Below are 22500 nucleotides of genomic sequence, written 5' to 3'. Positions count from 1 at the left end.
CTCCTAGCGCAGCTTGACGATGGTGCGCCCGCGCACCTGCCCGGCGAGGATCTGGTCGGCAGCAGCCGGCAGCGCCTCAAGCCCGATTTCGCTGACCATGCCGTCATAGGCTCCGAGGTCAAATATCTCGGCAATCCGGTTCCATGCCGGAACGCGGTTTGCATAGGGCTGCATCACGCTGTCGATGCCCGCAAGCGTCACCCCGCGCAGGATGAACGGCAGGACATTTGTATCAAGACCGATACCGCCGGCATTGCCGATCGCCGTGGCGATGCCGTTGTACTTCATCTGCTTGAGCGCCTTGGCCAGAACCTTGCCGCCGACATTGTCGATCAGACCGGCCCAGCGTGCCGATTCCAGCGGCTTGTCCGGCTGCCCCATGAACTCATCGCGCGCGATGATCTCGCTGGCGCCAAGCCCCTTGAGCATTTCGGCATGTTCCGGCCGCCCGGAAACCGCCACCGCCGTGTAGCCGAGCTTGCCCAGCAGCGAGAGCGCAATCGAGCCTACGCCACCCGCCGCACCCGTCACCAGCACTTCGCCGGCTTCCGGCGTCAGCCCCAGCTTTTCCAGCCGATCCACCGCCAGCATTGCAGTAAGGCCCGCCGTGCCCGCCACCATGGTGTCGCGCGTCGAAAGGCTTTCCGGCACCGGGACCAGCCAGTCGGCATTGACCCGCGCCCGCTGCGCATAGCCGCCCCAATGAGCCTCGCCCACGCGCCAGCCGGTCAACAGCACCTTGTCGCCCGCCTTGTAGCGGCTGTCCGCGCTCTCGGCGACAGTCCCGGCAAAGTCGATGCCCGCCACATGCGGAAAATCCCGCACCAGCCCGCCAGCCCCGGTCAGGCACAGCCCGTCCTTGTAGTTGAGCCCCGCCCATTCCACATCGACCGTCACATTGCCCTCGGGCAGGCGGTCATCACCGATCATCTCGACGCGCGAAGAAACCTTCCCCGCCTCATCCTTGCTGGTGACCAATGCCTGAAAACTCATGAAACCTGTCCTTCTCTTTTCTTCATTGTCACCGCGCCCCTAGATCTTCCAGTCATCGCCCCAGACCTGCACGATATGGCCTGGCGAGACTTCGCGGTACTCTCGTTTTGGCAGCACATAATCCACCTTGCGGATCGGGCTCTTGATCTCGTCATTGCTGACGGGCCGCACCTGGGTTCGCCGTGCCGGATCAGGCACAGGCACTGCCGCCATCAGGCGCTTTGTATAGGGGTGCTGCGGGTTCCCGAAGACGGATGCCACCGGCCCCCGCTCCACGATCTCGCCGAGATACATCACCGCAACCTGATGGCTGATGCGCTCCACCACCGCCATGTCGTGCGAGATGAAAAGATAAGACAGGCCAAACTGTTCCTGCAGATCCATCATCAGGTTCACGACCTGGGCCTTGATCGAGACGTCGAGCGCCGAGACGCTTTCGTCCGCCACGATCACCTTGGGTTCCAGCGAGAGCGCCCGGGCAATGCAGATGCGCTGCCGCTGACCGCCGGAAAACTGTGAGGGATAGCGTCCCGCCATTTCCGGGCTGAGCCCCACCCGCTCTAGCAGGTCCATGGCCTTGTCGCGCGCCTGTTGCTTGGTCCCCAGCTTGTGGGTCAGGAATGGCTCGGCAATGGCATCACCGATCTTGATGCGCGGGTTGAGGCTGGCATAGGGATCCTGGAAGATCATCTGGATATGCCGGCGCATGTCGCGCATGCGTTCCTTGTCCAGCGCGCGGATATCGGTGCCGCCCAGATTGATCTCGCCGCTCTGTGGCTCGATCAGCCGCATCACCGCCCGGCCCGTGGTCGACTTTCCGCACCCGGACTCGCCCACGAGCGAGAGGGTCTCCCCCGCCTTGAGGTCGAAGCTGACATCTTCGACAGCGTGGACCCGGCCGATCGGACCGCTGAACAGCCCACCTGCAATGTCGAACCGCTTGACGAGGTTCTTCACCCGCAGCACCGGCTCGGCCGTGTGTTGGACCGTGTCCGGTCGCTCGCGGCCGGTCACCACCAGACCGGTCGCCCGGTCGAGAATGGGGAAGTGCTGAGGCCCCTTCTTATTGCCTTCGCCGAGCCGCGGCACCGCCGCGATCAGCGCCCGCGTATAGGGGTTCTGGGCATGCGCAAAGATGTTCTCGGTCTTGTCGGACTCAACCGCCTTGCCCTGCAGCATCACCACGGTCCGGTCGGCGACCTCGGCCACCACACCCATGTCATGGGTAATGAACAGGACGCCCATGCCCTCCTCCTTCTGCAGCTGCTTGATCAGCTGCAGGATCTGGGCCTGAATGGTCACGTCGAGCGCCGTCGTCGGCTCGTCGGCGATAAGAAGCTTGGGCTTGCAGGCCAGCGCCATGGCAATCATGACGCGCTGGCGCATGCCGCCCGAGAGAGCATGCGGATAATCCTTGAGCCGCGACGCCGCCCCGGGAATACGCACGCGCTCGAGCAGTCGCTCGGCCTCCTTATAGGCCTCCTGGCCCGAATAGAGGCCGTGGATGGTCAGCACTTCGGCGATCTGCTGGCCCACGGTCTGCAGCGGGTTGAGGCTGGTCATCGCCTCCTGGAAGATCATGCCGATCTGCCGCCCCCGCACATTGCGCATTTCATTGGGCCCGAGCGAGAGCAGTTCACGCCCGGCAAGTTTCACCGAGCCCTCGACCCGGCTCATCTCGTGGTCGAGGAGCCGCATCACGCTCAGCGCTGTTACCGACTTGCCCGACCCGCTCTCGCCCACCACGGCAAGAGTTTCCTCCGCCGCAATGTCGAAGCTGATCCCCTTGACGATCTCCACCCAGCCTTTCGGAGTAAGGAACGAGGTCTTGAGATCACGGACCGACAGGACCGGCTCTGCGGCCGCTTTTGGCGCGGCCTGCTCTGCAGTATTGTCCATTGCGCTCATGTCCATCTCCTAGCGTGCAGTCGATGGGTCGAGCGCATCGCGGATCGCGTCGCCGACAAGGTTGAACGAAAGCACCACCAGGGTAATGGCAATACCGGCGCCGATGATCGGCCAGGGCGAACCGAAGAGGCTGTTGAGCCCGTCGCGGATGATGTTGCCCCAGCTGGGATTGGGCGGCCGGGTGCCGATACCGAGGAAACTCAGCGAAGCCTCGATGCGGATGGCCGACGCCACCCACAGCGTCATCAGCGCCACGATTGGGGCCATGATATTGGGAATGATGTGGCGGATGATGATGATCGGGGTGCGCACACCCGTGGCGATCGCCGCCTCCACATAGGGCTCCTGCTTGATCGACAGCGTCTGGGCCCGGGCCACGCGGGCAAAACCCGGGATGAAGGCCACGGTGATCACCGCAATGATGTTCCAGAAGCCGCCACCCAGAACAGCCGCGATCAGGATCGCCAGCAGCAACTCCGGAAAGGCCAGCAACAGGTCGATGACGCGGGAGATCAGGCGGTCGACGACCCCGCCGAAATAGCCGGCGATGACCCCGAGGGTCGTGCCGAACAGCGCGGCCAGCACTGGCGAGATGAACCCGAACAGCAGCGAGTTGCGCGAACCGTAAATAAGCCGGCTCAGCACGTCGCGACCGAACTGGTCGGTACCGAGCCAGTTGTCGGCACTCGGCAGCCGGTTGATCTTGAGAACCGACTGCGCCAGCGGATCATAGGGCGCCAGCACAGGCGCAAACAGCGCGACGAGGATAAACACCCCAATCATGCAGGTGGCGAAAGCCGTCTCCACGCGGCCGAACAGGATCTTCCTGAGCTGGCTGAAAAAGCCAGGTTCGGCCGGCGGGATGCGAACGGTATCTTCGGTAATGACACTCATCTCAGCTCACCCGCACGCGTGGATCGACAACAACATAAACAAGGTCCATCAGGAGGTTGATGAGCACCACGAAACCGGCGAACACCAGTACCCCGCCCTGGATCACGGCGTAGTCGCGCTGCGCGATCGCATCGATGAGCAGGCGCCCGATGCCGGGACGGTTGAACACCAGCTCCACCGCCACCGAACCGGACAACGTCGAGAGAAGGCTCAGCCCCAGCCCGGTCGTGATCGGCAACAGCGCATTGCGCAGGCCGTGCCGGTAAATGACTCGATTTTCTTTGGCGCCTTTGGCGCGCGCCGTCCGCACATAGTCCTTGCCCAAAACTTCGAGCAGGCTGGTACGTGTCAGGCGGCCGAGGAAGGCAGCTTTCACGAAGGCCAGCGTCAGCGCCGGCAGGAACAGATGGTGCAGCCGACTGACAAAGTTGGACCCTGCCCCATTGATCGGGAACCAGCCCATATTGAGCGAGAACGTGATAAGCAGGATCGCGCCGAGGAAAAAGTCGGGAATGGCATAGCCGATCAGCGAGAACACCCGCACCACCCCGTCCGGGGCTTTGTTGCGGTTGGTCGCAGCCATCACGCCCATCGGCAGGCCGGCGACAATGCCCATCAGCATGGCGGCGACGGTCAGTTCGATCGTATAAGGCAGGTTCTGCGCGATCAGCTGCAGCACCGGCGTATTGGTCAGCAGCGAGCGACCGAAATCGAGCGTCAGCACGCCGCCGAGAAAATTGAAATATTGCTGCCAGAGGGGGACGTTGAGCCCCATCCGCTCGCGGAATTCGGCCAGCTGCTCGGGTAGTGCCGCATCACCGAGCGCCGCCAGTGCGGGGTCGCCGGGCAGGATGCGCATGGCGATGAACACCAGCGTCAGCACCATGAAAAGGGTGGGGATCGCATCACCCAAGCGTAAGAGCAGATATCTGGCCATTTTCACCGCCTTTGAGAGACCGGGCTCCCGCTCCTGGGAGCCCGGATTTGTTTGGATCAGACCGTCTTGGTCGCGCGATGGAAGCGCCAGCGGGCATAACCGCTTTCAACTTCGTATCCGAGGTCGACCTCGTCCCGGCGCACGGCCGTGAAGCCCAGGGTCGACAGACCGATCAGCGGCAGGTCACGCAGCACCTGAAGCTCGATCTGCTTGCAGAGGTCGAGATAAGTCTCGTAGTCCGAAGCAACGAGCGCCTGCGCCAGCAGGTCGTCGATGCCGGGCATGGCAACGCCGTAGTGGCTGTAATTGCCGCCACCCGTGCCATCGGACTTCACCTCAGAAGCCGATGCCAACTGCTGGAAATAGATCTGCGTCGGGATCGGCGGATAGCTCGAGGAGTGCATCGCCAGGGTGTTTTTGTCCGAGCGATTGTCCGCGTGATAGGCGGTATGGTCGATGATCTGCAGGTCCATGTTGAACCCGGCCGGACGGATCAGTTCCTGCACGATCAGCATGGTCGAGGAATAGTCCTCGCGCTGGCTGCAGAGAGCGCTGAAGCTGATGCCGTCGGGATAGCCAGCCTCGGCCAGCAGTGCCCGGGACTTTTCCGGGTCATAGTTGTACTGCAGTTCTTCGGGCAGCTCTTCCTTCTTGAAGCCGGCCGGGAAGAAGTCCGGCTGCAACCCGTTCATCGTGCCGCCCATCGGAGCCAGGGCCGCAGCGACGGCCTCGCGGTCGATTGCATGCATCAGCGCCTGGCGGACCAGGAGGTTATCGAACGGCGCGCGCGTCAGATTGATGTGCAGCGTGTTGAACGAGCCCGGCGTCGTCATGTCGATCTTGAGGTTCGGGTCGCGCTGGAGCATGGAGTCGATCCAGCCCGGAGCACGCACGGCCTCGATGCAGTCAACTTCGCCGGAAAGGAGCGCCAGCGTGCGCGCCGTGGTGTCGGCGATATAGACGCACTCGACATTGGCGATCTTGGCCTTGTCGCCCCAATAGCCCTCGTGGCGCGTCATCTTCGTGCCGGACTCGGGGTTGAACTCGACCAGCTCATAAGGGCCGGTGCCCACGGCATCGGTCGCAAAAGCTTCCGCGCCGATCTCCTCATAGGCCTTCTTGGAGATGATCGAGGTATTGTTGTTGAAGATCGAGGTGCCCAGCAGGTTCACGTCTGGCTGCTTGAGGGTGATCGTCACCTCATAGGGGCCATTGGCCACGACGCTCTCGATATTGGAGAGAATGGTCTTGTTGGTGCCGCCAGCAATGGCGCGCTCATAGGAGAACACCACGTCTTCCGAGGTCATCTCTCCGTAGCCGCGATGGAACTGCACGCCTTCGCGCAGCTTGAACGTCCACACCTTGGCGTCGTCCGACTGTGTCCACTCGGTCGCCAGCGTCGGCAGATATTCGTCCTGCGTCAGCGCGAAGCGCCCGTCATCGGGCCGCACGAGCTGCTCATACATCTGCTCGGTCGCCCAGTTATCCGACCCCTGAGTGGTCAGATTGGGGTCCGAATGGCGCGGGTTGTTGGCCGCGATGCCCATGCGGAATGTGTCAGCGTTCTGGGCCCGTGCCGAGCTCACGCCAAAAGCTGTAAGCGCCGTCGTAGCCGCCGCCAGCTCCATGAAATTACGTCTGTTCAAAGTCATGGGTTTCCTCCTCCCATATTTTAAAAGGGACGCCGGCCCCTCGCCGGCGCCCCCATGCACTTACGCCTTGGTGGCGCGGTGTAGCCTCCAGCGCGCATAGCCACTCTCCACCTCATAGCCGAGGTCGAGACGCGGATTGCGCACCATGGTGTAGCTCAGGGTCGACAGGCCGATCAGCGGCAGGTCACGCAGAACCTGCAGCTCGATCTGGCGGCAGAGGTCGAGATAAGTATCGTAATTGGTGGCGGCGAGAGCCTGCTCAAGCAGTTCATCGACACCCGGCATGGCGACGCCATAATGGCTGTAATTGCCGCCACCCGAACCGTCAGCCTTAACCTCGGCCTTCGAATAAAGCTGCTGGATATAGATTTGCGTCGGGATCGGCGGATAGCTCGACGCGTGCATCGCCAGCGTGTTTTTGTCCGAGCGGTTGTCGGCGTGATAGGCCGTGTGATCGCCGATGATGAGGTTCATGTTGAACCCGGCTGGACGGATCAGTTCCTGCACAATCAGCATGGTCGAGGAATAGTCCTCGCGCTGGCTGCAGAGCGCATCGAAGCTGACGCCGTCGGGGAAGCCGGCTTCCGCCAGCAGGGCCTTCGACTTTTCCGGATTGTATTCGTAGCGCAGCTCTTCGGGCAGGTCCTCGGTCTTGAGGCCTGGCGGGAAGAAGTCCGGCTGCAGGCCGACCAGCACGCCGCCCATCGGCGCCAGCGCCTCTGCCACGAGGTTGCGGTCGATTGCGTGCATCAGCGCCCGGCGCACGAGGATATTGTCGAACGGCGCGCGGGTCAGATTGACGTGCAGCGTGTTGAACGAACCCGGCACGGTCATGTCGACCTTCATGCTCGGATCGCGCTGCAGGATGCTGTCGATCCAGCCCGGTGCACGCACGGCTTCGATCATGTCGACCTGGCCGGAAACCAGCGCCAGCGTGCGCGCCGTGGTGTCGGCGATATAGAGACACTCGATATTGGCGACCTTTGCCGGCTCGCCCCAGTAATCGGCAAAGCGTGTCAGATAGGTGCCGCTCTCGGCATCATACTTGGCCAGCTCATAGGGACCAGTGCCCACGGCGTCGGTGGTGAACTTCTCCACCCCGATTTCCTCATAGGCCTTCTTGGACACGATGTTCGCATTGAGCGAGAACACCGTGGTGCCGAGGAAATTGACGTCCGGCTGCTTGAGCGTGATCACCACTTCATAAGGGCCATTGGCCACCGCATCCTCGATATTGGCGAAGATCACCCGGCCGGTGCCGAACTCCTTGGCCTTGAGGAAGGTGAAGACCACGTCCTCCGAGGTCATCTCGCCATAGCCGCGATGGAACTGCACGCCCTCGCGCAGCTTGAACGTCCAGGTCTTGGCGTCTTCCGAAACCGACCACTCGGTGGCCAGCACAGGCTTGTAGTCGTCTGGCGCCAGCGCAAACTTGCCGTCATCAGGGCGCACGAGCTGCTCGTACATCTGCTCGACAGCCCAGTTGTCCGGACCCTGCGTCGTCTGGTTCGGATCCGAATGACGCGGGTTGTTCGCGGCAATACCGATGCGGATAACATCATTGTCCTGCGCGCTGGCCGCAGTCACGCCCACTGCGGTGAGTGCCGTCGAAGCTGCTGCCAGCTCCATGAAATTGCGACGGTTCAAAGTCATTTAGTCCTCCGGTGCGCGCCTTAGCGAACGCGTCTGTTCTCGAGCACGTCTTCGTTCAGCTCCAGGCCGAGACCCGGGCCTTCTGGAATCTGGAACTTGCCGTCGACGGGTTTTGGTGGATTGACGAACGCGGGATGCATGCGGTCATCGGGGTCGGCGAATTCGGCCGGCTTGGTCAGGTGCATGATGGTGGCCAGCACATGCAGATTGGCCATGTGGCCGATCGTCGGCTGGGTCTGGTGCGGCACCAGCTCGACACCATGCGCATAGGCAATTGCCGCGCACTGCATCAGGCCGGTGATGCCACCCATCTTGACGATGTCGGGCTGCACCATGCGCACGCCCGCATTGATGATGTCGACCAGCGCCTGGGTCGTATAGGTCTGCTCGGCCGCCGACACCGTGATGTCGAGACGCTGGGCAACCTCGCCCATGGCGCGCACGTCATAGTGCTGCACCGGCTCTTCGAACCAGATGTAGCCCAGCTCCTCGAGCGCCCGGCCGACGCGGATGGCGCCACCGACGGAATATTGATTGTTGGCGTCGAAGGCGAGCGGGTAGTCGTCGCCGACGAGCTTGCGCACGGCCTTGGCCTTGGCGATATCGCCGGGAATATCATAGTCCTGACGCGTACGGTCGCCGTCCCAGCGGATCTTGATCGCGGCCGGCTTTTCCGCCAGCCAGCGCTGCTCGACGACACGCACCGTTTCGTCCACGGTTCGGTTCGCATTGCCCCCGATCGAGGCATAGAACGGCACTTCCGTCCGCCAGGCCCCGCCCAGCAGCTTGTAGATCGGCAGGTTGAAGAGCTTACCCTTGAGGTCCCACAACGCAATGTCGAGGGCTGCAAGCGCGCCTGTCACGGCACCTTCAGGCCCGAGCTTGACATAGCGGTGCAGCAACCGATCGTAGATCACCGAGTGATCGAGCACATCGGCACCGACTAGGGAAGCGGCCGCATCGCGCAGCACCCAGAGCGAGTGCTCGCCGCCGTGCATGGGCGAAGCTTCGCCATAGCCCACGAGACCTTCCTCGGTGGTCACACGCACAAATGCGCTGCGCCGACCCGGCGGATCCTCTGGCCGCCAGGCTAGCTGGAAGGCGTCGACTGACTTGATAATGGACGCTTTGGACATTGGCGGCCCCTCCTCAGGCCGTGAGTGTCAGAATACTTTCGAGATGGCTCCGCACAGCGGGGTCTAAGGGTGCCGGACGCTTGCTGGCCGGATCGACGAATACATGGATGAAGTGACCGTCGGCGGCTGCACTGCTCTCGCCATTGACGAAAGCGGCCAGTCCGTAGCGCACGGATGACGTGCCGATATGTTCGACCCGCAGCCCCATCTCGAGGCTGTCGGTGAATTTGACCTCGCGATGGAAGCGGCAGCCATTTTCGGCGACCACCATGGCGGCACCGCCCGTACCGAATCCGAGATCGGCCTCATGCAGGAAACCGACCACTGTCGTGTCGAAGAATTCGTAATAGCGGGCATTATTGACGTGCCCGAAAATATCGATGTCGTTCCAGCGCAGCGTAATGCTGGCAAACCAGCTGAACTCATCGCGCTGGGCGGGCGGCAAACGCTTTGTCATGACAGCCGCAGCCGTGGCGCGAAATCGCGCTGACGGTTCCCCAGCATAGTGAACTACTCCCGTGTCAGTCAGCGGCCTCTTCTGCACCGGGCCTGCTTACCAATGCCTCCACCCTTGCATCCTTTGCATCCGCATGCAAGGGTCAATATATCGTATATTCTACTCTGTTTTCAGCCACTTCATGATGTGGTCTGCTACCGCCACCACCGCGTCTTTCTGGTTGGTGATTTCAATGACTGCGGTGGAACGCCGGCGGGTCTCATCAATGGACTTCACGCGATAAGCCACGCGCAGGCTGTCACCGGGATAGACCGGCGCGACGAACCGCATTGCCTCATAGCCGAGCGATACCGGCGAGCAGTCATTTCCGCGCTCGCGCGCCAGGCGGATCGCACGGGTGCCCGCCGCTGACATGTAGCCGACCAACAGGGCGCCATGGGCGATGATCCCGCCAAAGCTGGTCTTGGCCATGATGTCGGGATCGGTATGGGCCTCATAATCGTCGCCACTCAGCCGAACGAAGACTGCAATATCGTCTGCCGTCACCGTCACGTCGTGGAAGGCCACGAGGTCATTGACCGATTGTGTCCAGCCGCTATCCATAAATCTGTGTCCTCCGGAACCGCGCGGCAGGTTGCCCGTCGGCCAGCAGCACTTCCTCCGAAACGAAGTGGTGCTTGCCCTTGCGCTCATAAATCTCGGCAATCGTCCCGGCCGTGCGGATCGACTGCCCAGGGTAGACCGGCCGAAAATGCTGGGTTTCCGTCTCGACGAGCACGATAGCGGCCGGAAATTTCCAGCCTGAATTCACGTCGCCCATGGCTGTGCGCATCAGCATGCCCGAATGCACAAACCCCGGGTCGGCGTAGATGGGATGGGTTTCGGCAAAGGCCACCAGAGACCCGGCAAAATCTTCGGCCGTGAGTATCCGGTCACGACTGTGAAGCGGAGCACCCACCGGCAGCTCGCCGGCCTTGATGGGCGGCGGGGTCTTAGGCGAGGGCAACAGCGTCAGGCTTTCCGGCTGAGGCGGGGTAACGGGTTTATGTGCCAGAGCGACCCAGCCCGTCGCCACCACATCTCCATCGCCGTTCACCACTTGCGCCTGGCTACGGACGAATGCCCCGTCATCCACCAGCGCGTCGAGATGGACCGTGATTTTATCGTGATTGTAAACCGGCTTGCGGAACCGCGCCGACATCGCGCCGCGCTCGGCCCACGCCTGCCCCCAGCTCTCGATCGCGCCGCGACTGATATGGCCATAAACGAAGGCGCCTGGGATCAACGCCGCCTTGTAGCCGCGCGCCCGCGCGACTGCATCATCGTGGATCGAGCCCTTGTAGTGCGGCTCGTCGTTGAGGAGGATATCGACCTCGTAGCTCCGTAGAAATTGCCCGGTCATGATCAGTGCCCTGCGAGGGGTTCGGTGGCCATGGCGTCGCTTGCCTCGATGGCAGCGATCTCTTCCGGCGACAATTTGAGCACATTTTCAAGCACGTGACGGTTATGCCAACCGAAGGGCGGGGCCGATCGGACTTGTGCACCCGGCGTGGCGCTGAGATGCATCGGCAGGCTTGGATGCTTGTGTCGCCCCGCGTCGGGATGGTCGAGCTCGGTGAAAAAGCCCCGGTATGCGAGATAGGGATCCTCGGCCACATCCTTGGGCGTTTGCACTGGTGCCGCAGCAATCCCTGCAGCTTGCAAGCTTGCGGCCAGCACATGCTTGTCCTGCCCGCGCGTCCAGGCCGAGATGATTTTCGTCAGCTCATCCTCATTGTCGCGTCGGCGCGCCAGATCGGCGAACCGGGGATCCCTGGCCAGTTCCGGCTGCCCCATTTGGATGCACAGAGACTGCCATTGTCCCTCATCGAGAGCCGCTATCGCGATCCACTGGTCATGTCCGCTGACCGGGAAAGCGTCATGTGGGCTGGCAAAGCTGACGCGATTGCCGTTTGGCGCTGGATCGTTCCCGCTCTCGCCAGCCTTGAGGATTTCCGCGCCGACAAGCTGCATCGCCGCCTCGACCTGAGGCACTTCAACATACTGTCCTTCACCTGTCCGCTGCCGGTGAACCAGCGCTGTCAGGATCGCCGCCGCAGCATTGAAGCCGCCGATGGGGTCGAGATAGGACGGCCCCGTCACCTCGGGCTGTCCGCCCGGATAACCGATCATCGCCGACATTCCCGCGGCCATCTCCATCGTCGGGCCCAGTGCGGCATAACCCGACATAGGTCCATGCACGCCAAAGGCAGGCAGCTCCGCCACGATGATATCGGGCTTGATCTTGGTGAGGCTGTCGTAGTCCACCCCAAGCTTCTTGAGCGTCCCAGGCCGGAAGTTGCAGATCAGCACATCGGCCACTTCCACCAGGCGCCGCAGGGTGCTGCGCCCCTCCTCTGTCTTGAGGTTGAGGATGCAGCTGAGCTTGTTGACGTTCTGCGAATTGAACAGGAACGAGCGGTCATACCAACGATCGCCCGGCTCCTTGTTGGGGAAGTTGATCGGGTTCGGACGATCCTTGTTGAGCCGCCATGAGTTGACCCGGTTTGGCGCCTCGACGTGGATGGATTCCGCCCCCAGATAGGCCAGGACACGCCCTGACATGGGCCCTGCCCACGCCGTCGTCAGCTCAATGACGCGCAACCCTTCGAGCGGCGGCCGCCCGTTGTGCACCGCGTCTGTCTTGGGGCTGCTCGGCCAGGCAACCGGTCCGGCATTATCCAGCACGGGCGCCCCGGACTGTACTCGGCGCGGCGTCTTCGTCAGTCGGAAAGCGGGGCCGAGGATGCGCTTGCCCTCAACCTCTTCCCAGTAATTGCGCGCGTCGAGATGCCGGTTGTTGCTGAGTTCCGACGGCCGATAGGCCTTCGCCGCGATCACCTGCGCCTGCTGCAGGATCTCGACCAGATCCTCGGCCGACATCTCGGCCACCTTGGCCTGGAAGATTGCGAACAGCGCGTCCCAGTGGCTGCGCCGGTCGGCAGGATCGGCAAAGCGCGGATCGTGCTCCAATTCGAGCAGGTCCAGCGCCGTCAGCAGCGCGTTCCAGCGGAAATTATAGATCCAGATGCAGACCCAGCCATCCTTGCACAGAACCTGCCCGGCCTGCACCGCCTGCTCGGTCCGCTGCCGCACCGAGCCATTGTAGATATGCTGCATCACATAGGGGAAACACATTGTTGCGGCGGTCTCGGCCGCATCGATGCGCACGATCTGGCCCGCGCCATTCTGCGCGCGAGCGTAAACGGCGCCCAACGCACCGACATAGGCACCCACGCCACTCGCCATCGCAGCGCGGTTGGCCACGCCATACAAGGGCTCACGCCCGGCGGCACCATTATTGTGCATCATCCCCGAAAGCGCCTGCAGCACGATCTCCGGCCCCTGCCAGTCGGCACGCGGGCCATCGCACCCAAATGCCGTGGGCTGCACGACGATACAGTTGGGATTGGCCGCACTGACCGCCTCGGCATCCTCACCCGCCGGCAGAACAGCCACATCGGCGCCACGCAGCAGCATCTCCAGACGCTCGGCATCCGCCGGGTCCGCGCGATCGATCACGACTGATCTCTTGCCGGTATTGAGATGGAAGAACTGAAGAGACTCGCCCGCCTGCCCTATTGGCTGGGCCGCCCGCATCGGCGAGCCGCCAGCCGGCTCCACCAGCACGACGGAGGCTCCGAAATCGGCAAAAAGCCGCGCACAATATTGTCCCGCCAGACTGTCGGAATAATCAACAACTCGCAGATGGCCGAGAGCGCCGTCCATGCCTTTTCCTCCACACCTTACACTGCGACACCATGGCTTCTGAACCGGCCCTTATGGCGATCGCCAGAATACGATAGGATATGTTTGCATCCGCATGCAATATCAGATTGCATCCGCTTGCAACAAATTGGCGCGGCGCTGAATCTCGGCTATGCTGCCTATGGGGAAACGAGTGAGGGGTTATGACAACGACGCCGGACAGTAGAACTGTGGCGCGCAAATCGCCCATCACGGCAAGGGAATTGGCGCAGCTTCTGGGCGTCAGCCAGTCGGCGATTTCGCGCGCCTTCACCCCCGGAGCTTCCATCTCGGCCGAAATGCGCCAACGCATCCTGCGCGCCGCCGAGGAGCTCGACTACCAGCCCAATGCCATCGCCTCGATGCTGTCGACCCGTCGCAGCAACATCGCCGGCATCGTGGTGTCCGAGATGCTCAACCCCTTCTATCCGCTGCTGATCGAAAAGCTCTCTCGCGAGCTGCAGCGCGTCGGAATGCAGAGCCTGATGTTCAACATCACCCGCGGCTCCAATATCGAGGAACAGCTGGTCGCCCTGCGCAAATACAATGTTGATGCTGTGGTGGTGATTTCAGCCACCGTGCTCTCGGGCGCATCCCTGCGCTGGGCAACCGAGGGGCGTGCCGCCGTTCTCGTCAACCGCAGCGTTCCAGAACAGAGCCTCACCTCGGTGAGCTGCAACAATGTCGAAGGCGCCCGCGCCATCGCCGACCACTTCCACGCCATCGGCAAGCATCGCGTTGCCTTTGTCGGCGGCCTCTCGCACACCTCGACAAATCTCGAACGTCAGAACGCCTTCATCACCCGGGTCGCCGAACTGGGGATGACGCTGACCCATTCCATTCCAGGTGGCGAGTACAGCTACCAGGCGGGCTATCGTGCGGGCCTCGAAATTGGCACGGCAAACCGCACTGATGCGGTTTTCTTTGCCAATGATGTGCTCGCTTTTGGCGGCTATGACGCCCTGCGCGATCGCCTCAACAAGAAGATTCCCGAAGACATCGCCATCGCCGGCTTCGATAATGTCCCGATGACCGAATGGCCGCGCTATTCTCTGACCACCTTTCGCCAGCCGGTCGATGCCATGGTCGAAAAAACCATCGAGCTCATCGTCGCACAATTGTCCGGCGAACCCTTCACCCCCGCGCAATACGCGCTGCCGGGCGAGCTTTTCATTCGCCATTCAACCATGGCCGCTGTCGATCCCGAACAGATCGACCACCCCTATCTGCCAGCCGGCTAGGCCGCGGCTCCCCCTGGGACCCCGCGGCCCATCCGATCTTACCAGCTCACTGCGATATACTTGGCCTCGCAGAATTCTAGGATGCCATGGTGGGCGCCCTCGCGGCCCAGCCCGCTCTGCTTGACCCCGCCAAACGGCGCCGCCGGGTCCGAGGCCAGACCGCGGTTGAGCCCGATCATGCCGGCTTCGAGCTTTTCCGATACCTGCAGCCCGCGCTTGAGATCCTCGGTGAACACATAGGCGATCAGCCCATATTCGGTGTCATTTGCCCGCGCGATCGCCTCATCTTCTGTCTTGAAGCTGGCGATCGGCGCGATCGGCCCGAAAATCTCGTCGCGCACCAGCGGCGAGTCCGCGGGCACGTTCGTGAGCAAGGTCGGCGGATAATAAAACCCGTTCCCGCCCGGCGCCGTGCCCCCGGTCAGAACCTGCGCCCCCTGCCCCTTGGCGTCGTCCACCCAGCCGCTGATCCGGTCCAGCGCATCCTGGTTGACCAGCGGGCCGCATTGCACGCCCTTGTCATAGCCGCGCCCCAGCTTCATCGCGCCCATGCGCTCGGCCAGCCCCTTGGAGAAGGCGTCCAGAATCCCCTCCTGCACGAAGAAGCGATTAGCCGCCGTGCAGGCCTCCCCGCCATTGCGCATCTTGGCGACCATGGCGCCATCCAGCGCCTTTTCGAGATCGGCGTCGTCAAAGACGATGAAGGGCGCATTGCCCCCCAGCTCCATCGAGCAGGAAATCACCTGGTCGGCCGCCTCGCGCAACAGCTTGCGGCCCACTTCGGTTGAACCGGTGAAGCTGAGCTTCCGCACACGCGGATCATGAAGCATGGCGCTCACGGTCGCCCCGGACTTTGACGTCGTGATCACATTGACCACCCCGGCCGGCACGCCTGCCTCGGCGTAGATCTCGGCCAGCGCATAGGCGGTCAGCGGCGTTTCGGTGGCGGGCTTGAGCACCACCGTGCATCCCGCCGCCAGCGCCGGCGCAATCTTTCGCGTCGCCATCGCCGCCGGAAAGTTCCACGGCGTCACCAGAACGGAAACACCAATCGGCTGATACTGCACCACGATCCGATTTGCCCCGCTCGGCGACACCGAAATATCGCCATTGAGCCGTACGGCCTCTTCGGAAAACCAGCGGAAGAACTCGGCGGCATAGGCCACTTCGCCCTCGGCATCGGGCAGCGCCTTGCCGTTTTCGAGGCTGATCAGTTCGGCCAGCATCTGCTTGCGCTCAACCATCAGCTCAAAGCAGCGCCGCAGAATTTCGGACCGTTTGCGCGGCGGCGTCGCCGCCCAGCCGGACGCGGCGTCATGCGCGGCGCTTACAGCCGCCAGCGCATCCTCCACCGAGGCATTGGCCACGCTGGAAATCACTGTGCCGGTCGAGGGGTCGACCACATCCAGCCGGCCCTCGGCGCTGCCATCCCGCCATTGCCCGCCGATGAAGAGATTGTTCGGCACGTTGGACGGGTCGAAAGACAGGGAGTAATCAGTGGACATCAGCGCACCCCTTCAACACAGACTTTGTCATTGAGCATCGCTCGGTCGCCGGCAAATGCCGCGGCAACGAGCTGATCCATGCCGGCCCGGTCGACCGGGCGCGGATTGTTCTTGATCAGCCGGTTGGCGCCTAGCGCCTGCTCCGCAATCCAGCCCAGATCCTTTTCCGCCACCCCGATCTCGGCCAGCGTCGATGGGATGCCAATTTCCTTGAGCAGCGCCGCAATCCCGGCGATGCAGGCATCCACTGCCGCTTCGTCACATTGATCATCGGCGGCAAATCCCATCATCCGCCCGATTTCGGCAATATCGGCGAGCGCATGGTTGCGATTGAACTCCAGCGCATAGGGCAGCATCAGCGCCACGCCCAGCCCATGGGCCGTATGGGTCAGCGCCCCAACCGGATATTGCACCGCGTGGCAGATCGACGTTCCCGCCGTCCCGAAGGCCAGCCCGGCCTGCGTCGCGCCAAGCATCACATCTGCGCGCGCCGCGCCATCGCTGCCATCGGCCACGGCCCGGGCGAGGCTGCGCCCGATATTGACGATCGCCTCGCGCGCAAAAGCATCGGTAAAGGCGTTCTTGCCGACGAATACATGCTCGAGGGTGATTTTGGGGTCTTCCGCCCGCCGCGCCGTCGTAAACGCCTCGATGGCATGGACCAGTGCGTCGGCGCCCGAATAGGCGGTCAGCCCCGGCGGGCAGCTGGCCGTCAGGTCAGGATCGCAGATCGCCACCTGCGGCAAGAGGTGGGGGCTCGACAGTCCGACCTTTACGGCCTTCCCCGGATCGGCAATCACCGCCACCGGCGTCACTTCCGAGCCGGTCCCCGCCGTCGTCGGCACTGCAATCACCGGCACGATCGGCCCCGGCACTTTCAGCTCGCCATAATAGTCGGAGATAGCCCCGCCATGCGCCGCGATCAGGGCAATGATCTTGGCCGCATCGATGCAGCTGCCGCCACCAATACCGACGATCACATCGGCATCAAATTCCCGGGCCGCAGCAATGCCCGCCTCCAGGCAATGCGCCGGCAGTTCGGCCTCTACATCGGCAAAAACGCCGACATCCAGCCCCGCAGCGACGAGCGCAGCCTTTGCCGCGGCAAAGGCCGGGTCATTGGCCAGACGCTGATCAGTAACCAGCAGAGGCTTCTTGCCAAAAGCGGCCACATGGCCCGCCAGCGAGCCGATCTGGCCGTGGCCGAAAACTACGGTACGAGGCGAGCGAAATGCGCCAAACATGGTCCAGTCCCTATTCTTTTGCCGCCTATGCGGCCAGTTCTTGCAGGCGCGTCCAGATCACGTCCGCCACATTGATGCCGTTCGACTGGGCCTGCGCCGCCAGGGCCCGTCCGCGCTCCCCCGGAATGCGGACGCCGTCAAACCCTTGTGCAGGCATCTCGGCGCGCAACAGGTCAAGGAAGCCCGCGACCGGGGCTAGGTCCTGGTCGATAACGATGAACAGATCAGCCTTGTTGCAGGGCTCCGTGGAATCAAGCGTGCCCTTCACCTCACGGCCAATAGCAGCCCCTGCGAGGGCACTGAGCATGAGCTCAAAGGCCAGACCCAGCGCATAGCCCTTTGCCCCGCCGAACGGCGCAATCGCCCCGTCTCGCGCGGCCGCCGCGTCCGTCGTCGGATTGCCGTCCCCATCGAGCGCCATGCCCGGCGGCAGCGCCACACCGCGATTGGCATGGTCGTGAACCTCCCCCATGGAGATGATGCTCGTGGCCGTATCCATCATGAAGATGCCTTCGCCTGTCGGCATGCCGATGGCGATGGGGTTGGTGCCGATCATCGCCCGGCGTCCGCCCCAGGGATGCACCAGGGCTTCGCTGGTCGAAAAAGCGATCAGGCATTTTCCGGCCGTCGCCACGCGGTCGGCGTAAAAGCCCAGCATGCCGATGTGATTGGCATTGGCTACAGCTGCCACCGCCACGCCCTGCGTCGCGGCGCGGTCCATTGCTGCGTCGATTGCGGCCTGCGCCACCACGGGACCGAGCCCCTGCTGACCATCGACCTTGAGAAACCCCGGCGCCGTCCATTCGTGCCGGCCCCGCGTGACCGGATCGGCGACGCCATTGGCGATCCGCTCCAACAGCCGCGGCAGGCGCAGCAATCCGTGCGAGGCAATGCCGCGCATTTCGGCGTCGAGCAAAAGCTCGCGTTGCAGCACCGCATTTTCCGCCGGAACACCCGCTGCCGCCAGAACCCGGTCGGCTACGCTGCGAATTTCAGTGACAGGCACTAAGGGCATGTCTATTCACTCTCCAATCCTTCGGGCACCGAACTTATGGTGTCTCGGCCGGTGCCGCGCCGCTGGTTCCCGATCAAGCATGATCTTGACGGGGCCCGCAAAACAGCACCAGATATATCCTATATGATTTAGTTTCAGCACTATGCGTCTTGTATCTCGATGTCAAACGCAACTTCACTTTTCGCCGCGTTTTCAAAAAGGATACGATAGGATAGTGCTCCTGCTCCCTTGAGATGAGGATTTCCCGTCATGGCAACGCCGGTCAATCAGACGCCAAGCAACCCGATCAAGCGTCCGCCGCGTCTGGGCGACGAGGTGTACAACACTATCTATGCGCAGCTGATGAGCCAGAACATTCTTCCCGGCTCGCGGATCTCAATCGACAATCTCGCGCGCGAACTCGGCGTGTCGCAGACCCCTATCCGCGAAGCGCTGTCACGCCTTGAGGCACAGGGCCTCGTCGTCAAAACCCATCTCATCGGCTTCAGCGCGTCCACCCAGATGGATCGGGCCCGTTTCGAACAGCTCTATGAGTTGCGCCTGCTGCTCGAGCCCTTCGCCGCCCGCAAGGCCGCATCCATGATCACCGACGAGCAGTTCGCCACCCTCGAGCGTCTTGCCGAGGAAATGTCGCTCACCGGCCAGGGCAAGGTCAGCTACAGCGAATTCGCCCGGCTCGACGGCCAGTTCCACGATCTCGTCGCCCAGGCCAGCGGCAATGATCTGGTCCAGGAAACGCTCGCCAATCTACATATCCACATGCATCTGTTCCGCCTCTTCCACCACCAGCAGGCTGCCTCCACCGCCAATATGGAGCATGCCGATCTCATCGCCGCCCTCAAGGCGCGCGATCCCGACCGCGCCGAACAGGCGATGCGCGCGCACGTCGAACAGTCCTACGAACGGTTCAACACCTTCTTTTCCTGATTTCGACCGCCCCGGCGCTTCTGTGATTTGCCGACTGGCCACCGTGTCGCCAAGATGCCGTCATGGCGCAGTTTTTTTCGACATGGCTGAGGCGCGGGCTGCTGTTGCTGCTCCTGTCGTTTCAGGCCATGCCGGCGGCGCGGGCGCAATCGGAATCGGAGTCGAGTGCCAGTCCCGGCACCTGCCACGCGCTCGGCGCAGACAGCATTTGCATCACCGAGGCCAATTATCGGGCTGACGTCTGCTCGGCCATCGCCGCCTATGCGACGCACTGGCAGCTGCCTCCAGATTTCTTCGCCCGCCTCCTCTGGCAGGAGAGCCGCTTCGACCCCGCGGCCCTCAGCCCTGCTGGTGCCCAGGGCATTGCCCAGTTCATGCCCGGCACGGCGCGCCTTCGCGGTCTCGGCAATGCCTTCGATCCGGCCGAGGCCATGGCCCGCTCCGCCGAATATCTGCGCTTCCTCGAGCAGAAGTTCGGCAATCTCGGCCTCGCTGCGGCGGCCTATAATGGTGGCGAAGGCCGGATCAGCCGCTACGTCGCCAACAATGGCGGTCGCCTGCCGCTCGAGACGCGCAATTACGTCGAGATCATCACCGGCCACCCAGTCGACATCTGGCTGGCCGATATCGCCGGAGAGGTCGACTACACCCTCGACAAGGACAAGGACTTCCACACCGCCTGTCTCGACATGTCCCGCTCTGTCCGACAACCCGACTTGACCATCAGCCCGGCCGAGTGGCAGCCCTGGGGCGTGCTGATCGCTCAGAACGCCTCTGCCGATGCCGCCCGCTCCCGCTTCGCCACCGCGCAAGCTCGCTTCGAAACTGTCCTCGGTCCCGAGCAGCTCATGCTCATCGGCGTTCGCAATCCCAGTTTTGGGAACCGCATGCGTTTTTCCGCCATGGTCGGTCGCCAGAGCCGAGAGGAGGCGCAGGACTTTTGCCAGCGTCTTCTCGCCGCCGGGGGCAATTGCATCGTCCAGAAAAACGCGCCATGAGCCATCGGTACGTTTTCACACGTCGCTGCGCTCAATGCTAACAGTCTGTTAACGAACTCGGCTCGTCTGTGACTGCAAAGGGGCCACTCTGAGCGCTGCCAGATTGGCAGATCCGGTGCAGAAACACGCCACCCGCAACTGCCCGATAATGGTCGAAAAATGCTCGACCACCGCCTCCGCAGACTCGGTCGCAGCGGTCAGAACCCCCGCCGCCTGCCCCACCACATCGGCGCCCAGCCGGATCGCCTTGGCCACATCAACCCCGTCCCGAACGCCGCCGGAACCCACCACAACCGCCCGCGGACAGGCCGCCCGCACCGCGGCGATCGCCTCGACCGTAGGCTGCCCCCAATTGACAAAAGCCCGCGCAATCGCCGCCTGTCGAGGCGTCTGGGCCCGCTCGGCCTCAACCGCAGCCCAGCTGGTTCCACCCGCTCCGGCCACATCGATAATGCTTACCCCGGCATCCACCAGCCGCCGCGCAGTCCGGCCAGAAATGCCCGACCCCACTTCCTTTACGGCCACAGGCACCGAAAGCGTCCTGGCAAGGGCCTCAATTTTACCCAGCAAACCCAGCCAGTTACGGTCGCCTTCAGGCTGGACCGCCTCCTGCAACGGGTTGAGATGAATGATCAGCGCGTCTGCCCCGATCATCTCCACCGCCCGCCGCGCCTCGTCGAGGCCATAGCCCAGATTGAGCTGCGCCGCCCCGAAATTGGCGAGCAGCGGAATGGTCGGCGCATGCCGCCGCAGATCGAGCCGCAGCCCGCCATCGGCCGCACTGTCGAGCGCCACCCGTTGCGACCCGACCGCCAGGGCAATCCCCAATTCTTCGCAGGCCACGGCCAGATTGGCATTGATGCTTTCCGCCCGCGCCGGACCGCCGGTCATCGAACTGACGAGCAGCGGCGCACTGATCCGCTTGCCGACAAACTGCGTATCCAGTCCGATATCGTCCATATCCAGATCCGGGAGGGCAGCGTGCTCAAATCTAACATCGTCAAAGCCAGCCGAGATCGAGGCCGCCCCTCGCCCGCCCAGGACAATATCGAGATGCTCGTTCTTACGGTTGATAGTCAATGAATTGCCTCTTCAGCATGACAGCCTGCGATGGATTTAGGGCAAGGGCACCCATTTTCTTGCCCAGACAGGTTACTTTTGGCTCTTACGTTGTAGCGCCGTTTCTGGTTCACTTCTTCTGCGTTTCCAGGCAGGGGTATGCTGGATGATCCCCAGGAATAGCATTGATGCCATGCATTCGGGTCATCAAGCCCTTGAGGACGCACGCATTATTCGCGAACGCGTCGAGACGTGTCTGGAGCGGATGATAGAGGGATCGGACGCGATCCCCACCAATCTCGCCGCCGCCATGAAGCATGCCCTGCTCGCGCCGAGTAAGCGTCTCCGCCCGGTTCTGCTCTATATGATCGCCGATCCCGACCCCGGGATGGAAGAGGCGGCCCTCGTGCTGGGCTGCGCCGTGGAGATGGTCCACACGGCCTCGCTGATCCTTGATGACCTGCCCTGCATGGACGACGCCAGCATGCGCCGCGAGCGGCCATCGAGCCATGTTGCCTTCGGCCAGGCCACAGCCATTCTCAGCGCGATTGCCCTTTTGAGCCGGGCCTTTGGCGTCATTTCCGAACTCGATATCCCCGCCTCCATTCGGACGCGCCTTGCTGCAATCCTCTCGGACGCCGTGGGCCATAATGGCCTCGTTGCCGGCCAGGAGATCGACATCAATGGCCGCGCCGGACTGGTGGGCGAAAAGGAAATCGAGAACCTCAACTGGCTCAAGACCGGCACGCTTTTTGTCGCCTCAGCTGAGATGGGCGCCGTTCTCGCCGACATGCCGGATGACCGGATCGCGCATATCCGCAAATTCGCCCGTCACCTCGGCCTCGCCTTCCAGACCGCAGACGACCTGCTGGACAAATCCACCGATCCGCTCGCCATCGGCAAGGACGTCAACAAGGACGAGGGCAAGGCGACCCTCGTTTCCATCTTCGGCGCGCGCCAGGCCCGCCTCACCTGCGAGGAGCATCTAGCCGTAGCGGATGCTGCCCTTCTCGCCAGTGGTGTCAATGCCGCGCCCATCCAGGCTTTGGTCGCCAAATACCTCAAGAGCAAGCTCGTCTCGGATGCAGGGTGATA

The 22500-nt window shown here is 62.9% G+C and carries 19 protein-coding genes; 4 read left to right on the top strand and 15 right to left on the bottom strand.

Going from position 1 to position 22500, the window contains the following annotated elements; translation table 11 throughout:
* Nucleotides 1–3: 3 nt before the first annotated feature.
* From NYQ88_RS07400 to NYQ88_RS07350, 11 genes are all read right to left on the bottom strand, one after another.
* Entirely contained in the window at nt 4–993 is a 990-nt protein-coding gene (locus tag NYQ88_RS07400; protein WP_275654310.1) for an oxidoreductase, read from the bottom strand.
* Between the two features lie 39 nt (nt 994–1032).
* Nucleotides 1033–2901 carry an ABC transporter ATP-binding protein gene (locus NYQ88_RS07395; protein WP_275654309.1) on the bottom strand — a complete coding sequence of 623 codons (1869 nt, stop codon included), beginning with the start codon at nt 2899–2901 and terminating at the stop codon, nt 1033–1035.
* Between the two features lie 9 nt (nt 2902–2910).
* Entirely contained in the window at nt 2911–3795 is an 885-nt protein-coding gene (locus NYQ88_RS07390; protein ID WP_275654308.1) for an ABC transporter permease, read from the bottom strand.
* Nucleotide 3796: 1 nt separating this feature from the next.
* Nucleotides 3797–4732: an ABC transporter permease gene (locus NYQ88_RS07385; RefSeq protein WP_275654307.1), complete on the bottom strand. Its 936-nt coding sequence runs from the start codon at nt 4730–4732 to the stop codon at nt 3797–3799.
* Nucleotides 4733–4788: 56 nt separating this feature from the next.
* Entirely contained in the window at nt 4789–6384 is a 1596-nt protein-coding gene (locus tag NYQ88_RS07380; protein WP_275654306.1) for an ABC transporter substrate-binding protein, read from the bottom strand.
* A 60-nt stretch (nt 6385–6444) separates the two neighbouring features.
* A complete protein-coding gene (locus tag NYQ88_RS07375; protein WP_275654305.1) occupies nt 6445–8037 on the bottom strand; it encodes an ABC transporter substrate-binding protein in 1593 nt (530 codons plus the stop codon).
* A gap of 20 nt (nt 8038–8057) precedes the next feature.
* Nucleotides 8058–9173, bottom strand: coding sequence for a mandelate racemase/muconate lactonizing enzyme family protein (locus NYQ88_RS07370; protein ID WP_275654304.1), 1116 nt, complete (start codon nt 9171–9173; stop codon nt 8058–8060).
* A 13-nt stretch (nt 9174–9186) separates the two neighbouring features.
* Nucleotides 9187–9630 carry a thioesterase family protein gene (locus NYQ88_RS07365; protein WP_275654303.1) on the bottom strand — a complete coding sequence of 148 codons (444 nt, stop codon included), beginning with the start codon at nt 9628–9630 and terminating at the stop codon, nt 9187–9189.
* Between the two features lie 159 nt (nt 9631–9789).
* Nucleotides 9790–10233 carry a MaoC family dehydratase gene (locus NYQ88_RS07360; protein ID WP_275654302.1) on the bottom strand — a complete coding sequence of 148 codons (444 nt, stop codon included), beginning with the start codon at nt 10231–10233 and terminating at the stop codon, nt 9790–9792.
* Complete coding sequence (locus NYQ88_RS07355) at nt 10226–11032, bottom strand: hypothetical protein (RefSeq protein ID WP_275654301.1); 807 nt, start codon at nt 11030–11032, stop codon at nt 10226–10228. Before NYQ88_RS07355 ends, NYQ88_RS07360 begins: the two co-directional genes overlap by 8 nt.
* A 2-nt stretch (nt 11033–11034) precedes the next feature.
* The gene (locus NYQ88_RS07350; RefSeq protein ID WP_275654300.1) at nt 11035–13398 is read right to left on the bottom strand and encodes a CoA transferase; all 2364 of its coding nucleotides are present in this window, start codon (nt 13396–13398) and stop codon (nt 11035–11037) included.
* 182 nt (nt 13399–13580) lie between these two features.
* On the opposite strand from NYQ88_RS07350, the gene NYQ88_RS07345 reads away from it, so the two are divergent.
* A complete protein-coding gene (locus NYQ88_RS07345) occupies nt 13581–14657 on the top strand; it encodes a substrate-binding domain-containing protein (protein WP_275654299.1) in 1077 nt (358 codons plus the stop codon).
* Between the two features lie 38 nt (nt 14658–14695).
* Here NYQ88_RS07345 and NYQ88_RS07340 read toward each other — a convergent pair whose 3' ends face one another.
* Genes NYQ88_RS07340 through NYQ88_RS07330 form a run of 3 tightly spaced genes read right to left on the bottom strand, consistent with a single transcriptional unit; the run spans nt 14696 to nt 18421 of the window.
* The gene (locus NYQ88_RS07340) at nt 14696–16162 is read right to left on the bottom strand and encodes an NAD-dependent succinate-semialdehyde dehydrogenase (protein WP_275654298.1); all 1467 of its coding nucleotides are present in this window, start codon (nt 16160–16162) and stop codon (nt 14696–14698) included.
* A complete protein-coding gene (locus NYQ88_RS07335) occupies nt 16162–17406 on the bottom strand; it encodes an iron-containing alcohol dehydrogenase (RefSeq protein WP_275654297.1) in 1245 nt (414 codons plus the stop codon). Before NYQ88_RS07335 ends, NYQ88_RS07340 begins: the two co-directional genes overlap by 1 nt.
* A gap of 25 nt (nt 17407–17431) precedes the next feature.
* A complete protein-coding gene (locus NYQ88_RS07330) occupies nt 17432–18421 on the bottom strand; it encodes an Ldh family oxidoreductase (RefSeq protein ID WP_275654296.1) in 990 nt (329 codons plus the stop codon).
* Between the two features lie 249 nt (nt 18422–18670).
* Here NYQ88_RS07330 and NYQ88_RS07325 point away from each other — a divergent pair, with 249 nt between their 5' ends.
* Together NYQ88_RS07325 and NYQ88_RS07320 are read left to right on the top strand one after the other, a co-directional pair.
* Nucleotides 18671–19348, top strand: coding sequence for a GntR family transcriptional regulator (locus NYQ88_RS07325; protein ID WP_275654295.1), 678 nt, complete (start codon nt 18671–18673; stop codon nt 19346–19348).
* Nucleotides 19349–19410: 62 nt separating this feature from the next.
* Nucleotides 19411–20346 carry a lytic transglycosylase domain-containing protein gene (locus NYQ88_RS07320; RefSeq protein WP_275654294.1) on the top strand — a complete coding sequence of 312 codons (936 nt, stop codon included), beginning with the start codon at nt 19411–19413 and terminating at the stop codon, nt 20344–20346.
* A 48-nt stretch (nt 20347–20394) separates the two neighbouring features.
* Here the strand turns inward: NYQ88_RS07320 and fni are convergent, their stop codons facing one another.
* Entirely contained in the window at nt 20395–21426 is a 1032-nt protein-coding gene (gene fni / locus NYQ88_RS07315) for a type 2 isopentenyl-diphosphate Delta-isomerase (protein ID WP_275654293.1), read from the bottom strand.
* 145 nt (nt 21427–21571) lie between these two features.
* Between fni and NYQ88_RS07310 the strand changes: the two genes are divergently transcribed.
* Complete coding sequence (locus NYQ88_RS07310; RefSeq protein WP_275654292.1) at nt 21572–22498, top strand: polyprenyl synthetase family protein; 927 nt, start codon at nt 21572–21574, stop codon at nt 22496–22498.
* Nucleotides 22499–22500 lie beyond the last annotated feature (2 nt).

Origin of the sequence: Devosia sp. SD17-2, assembly GCF_029201565.1 — a bacterium.
Taxonomy (GTDB): domain Bacteria; phylum Pseudomonadota; class Alphaproteobacteria; order Rhizobiales; family Devosiaceae; genus Devosia.
The sequence above is the reverse complement of the archived record's forward strand: the minus strand, read 5'-3'. Positions and strand labels throughout refer to the sequence as shown.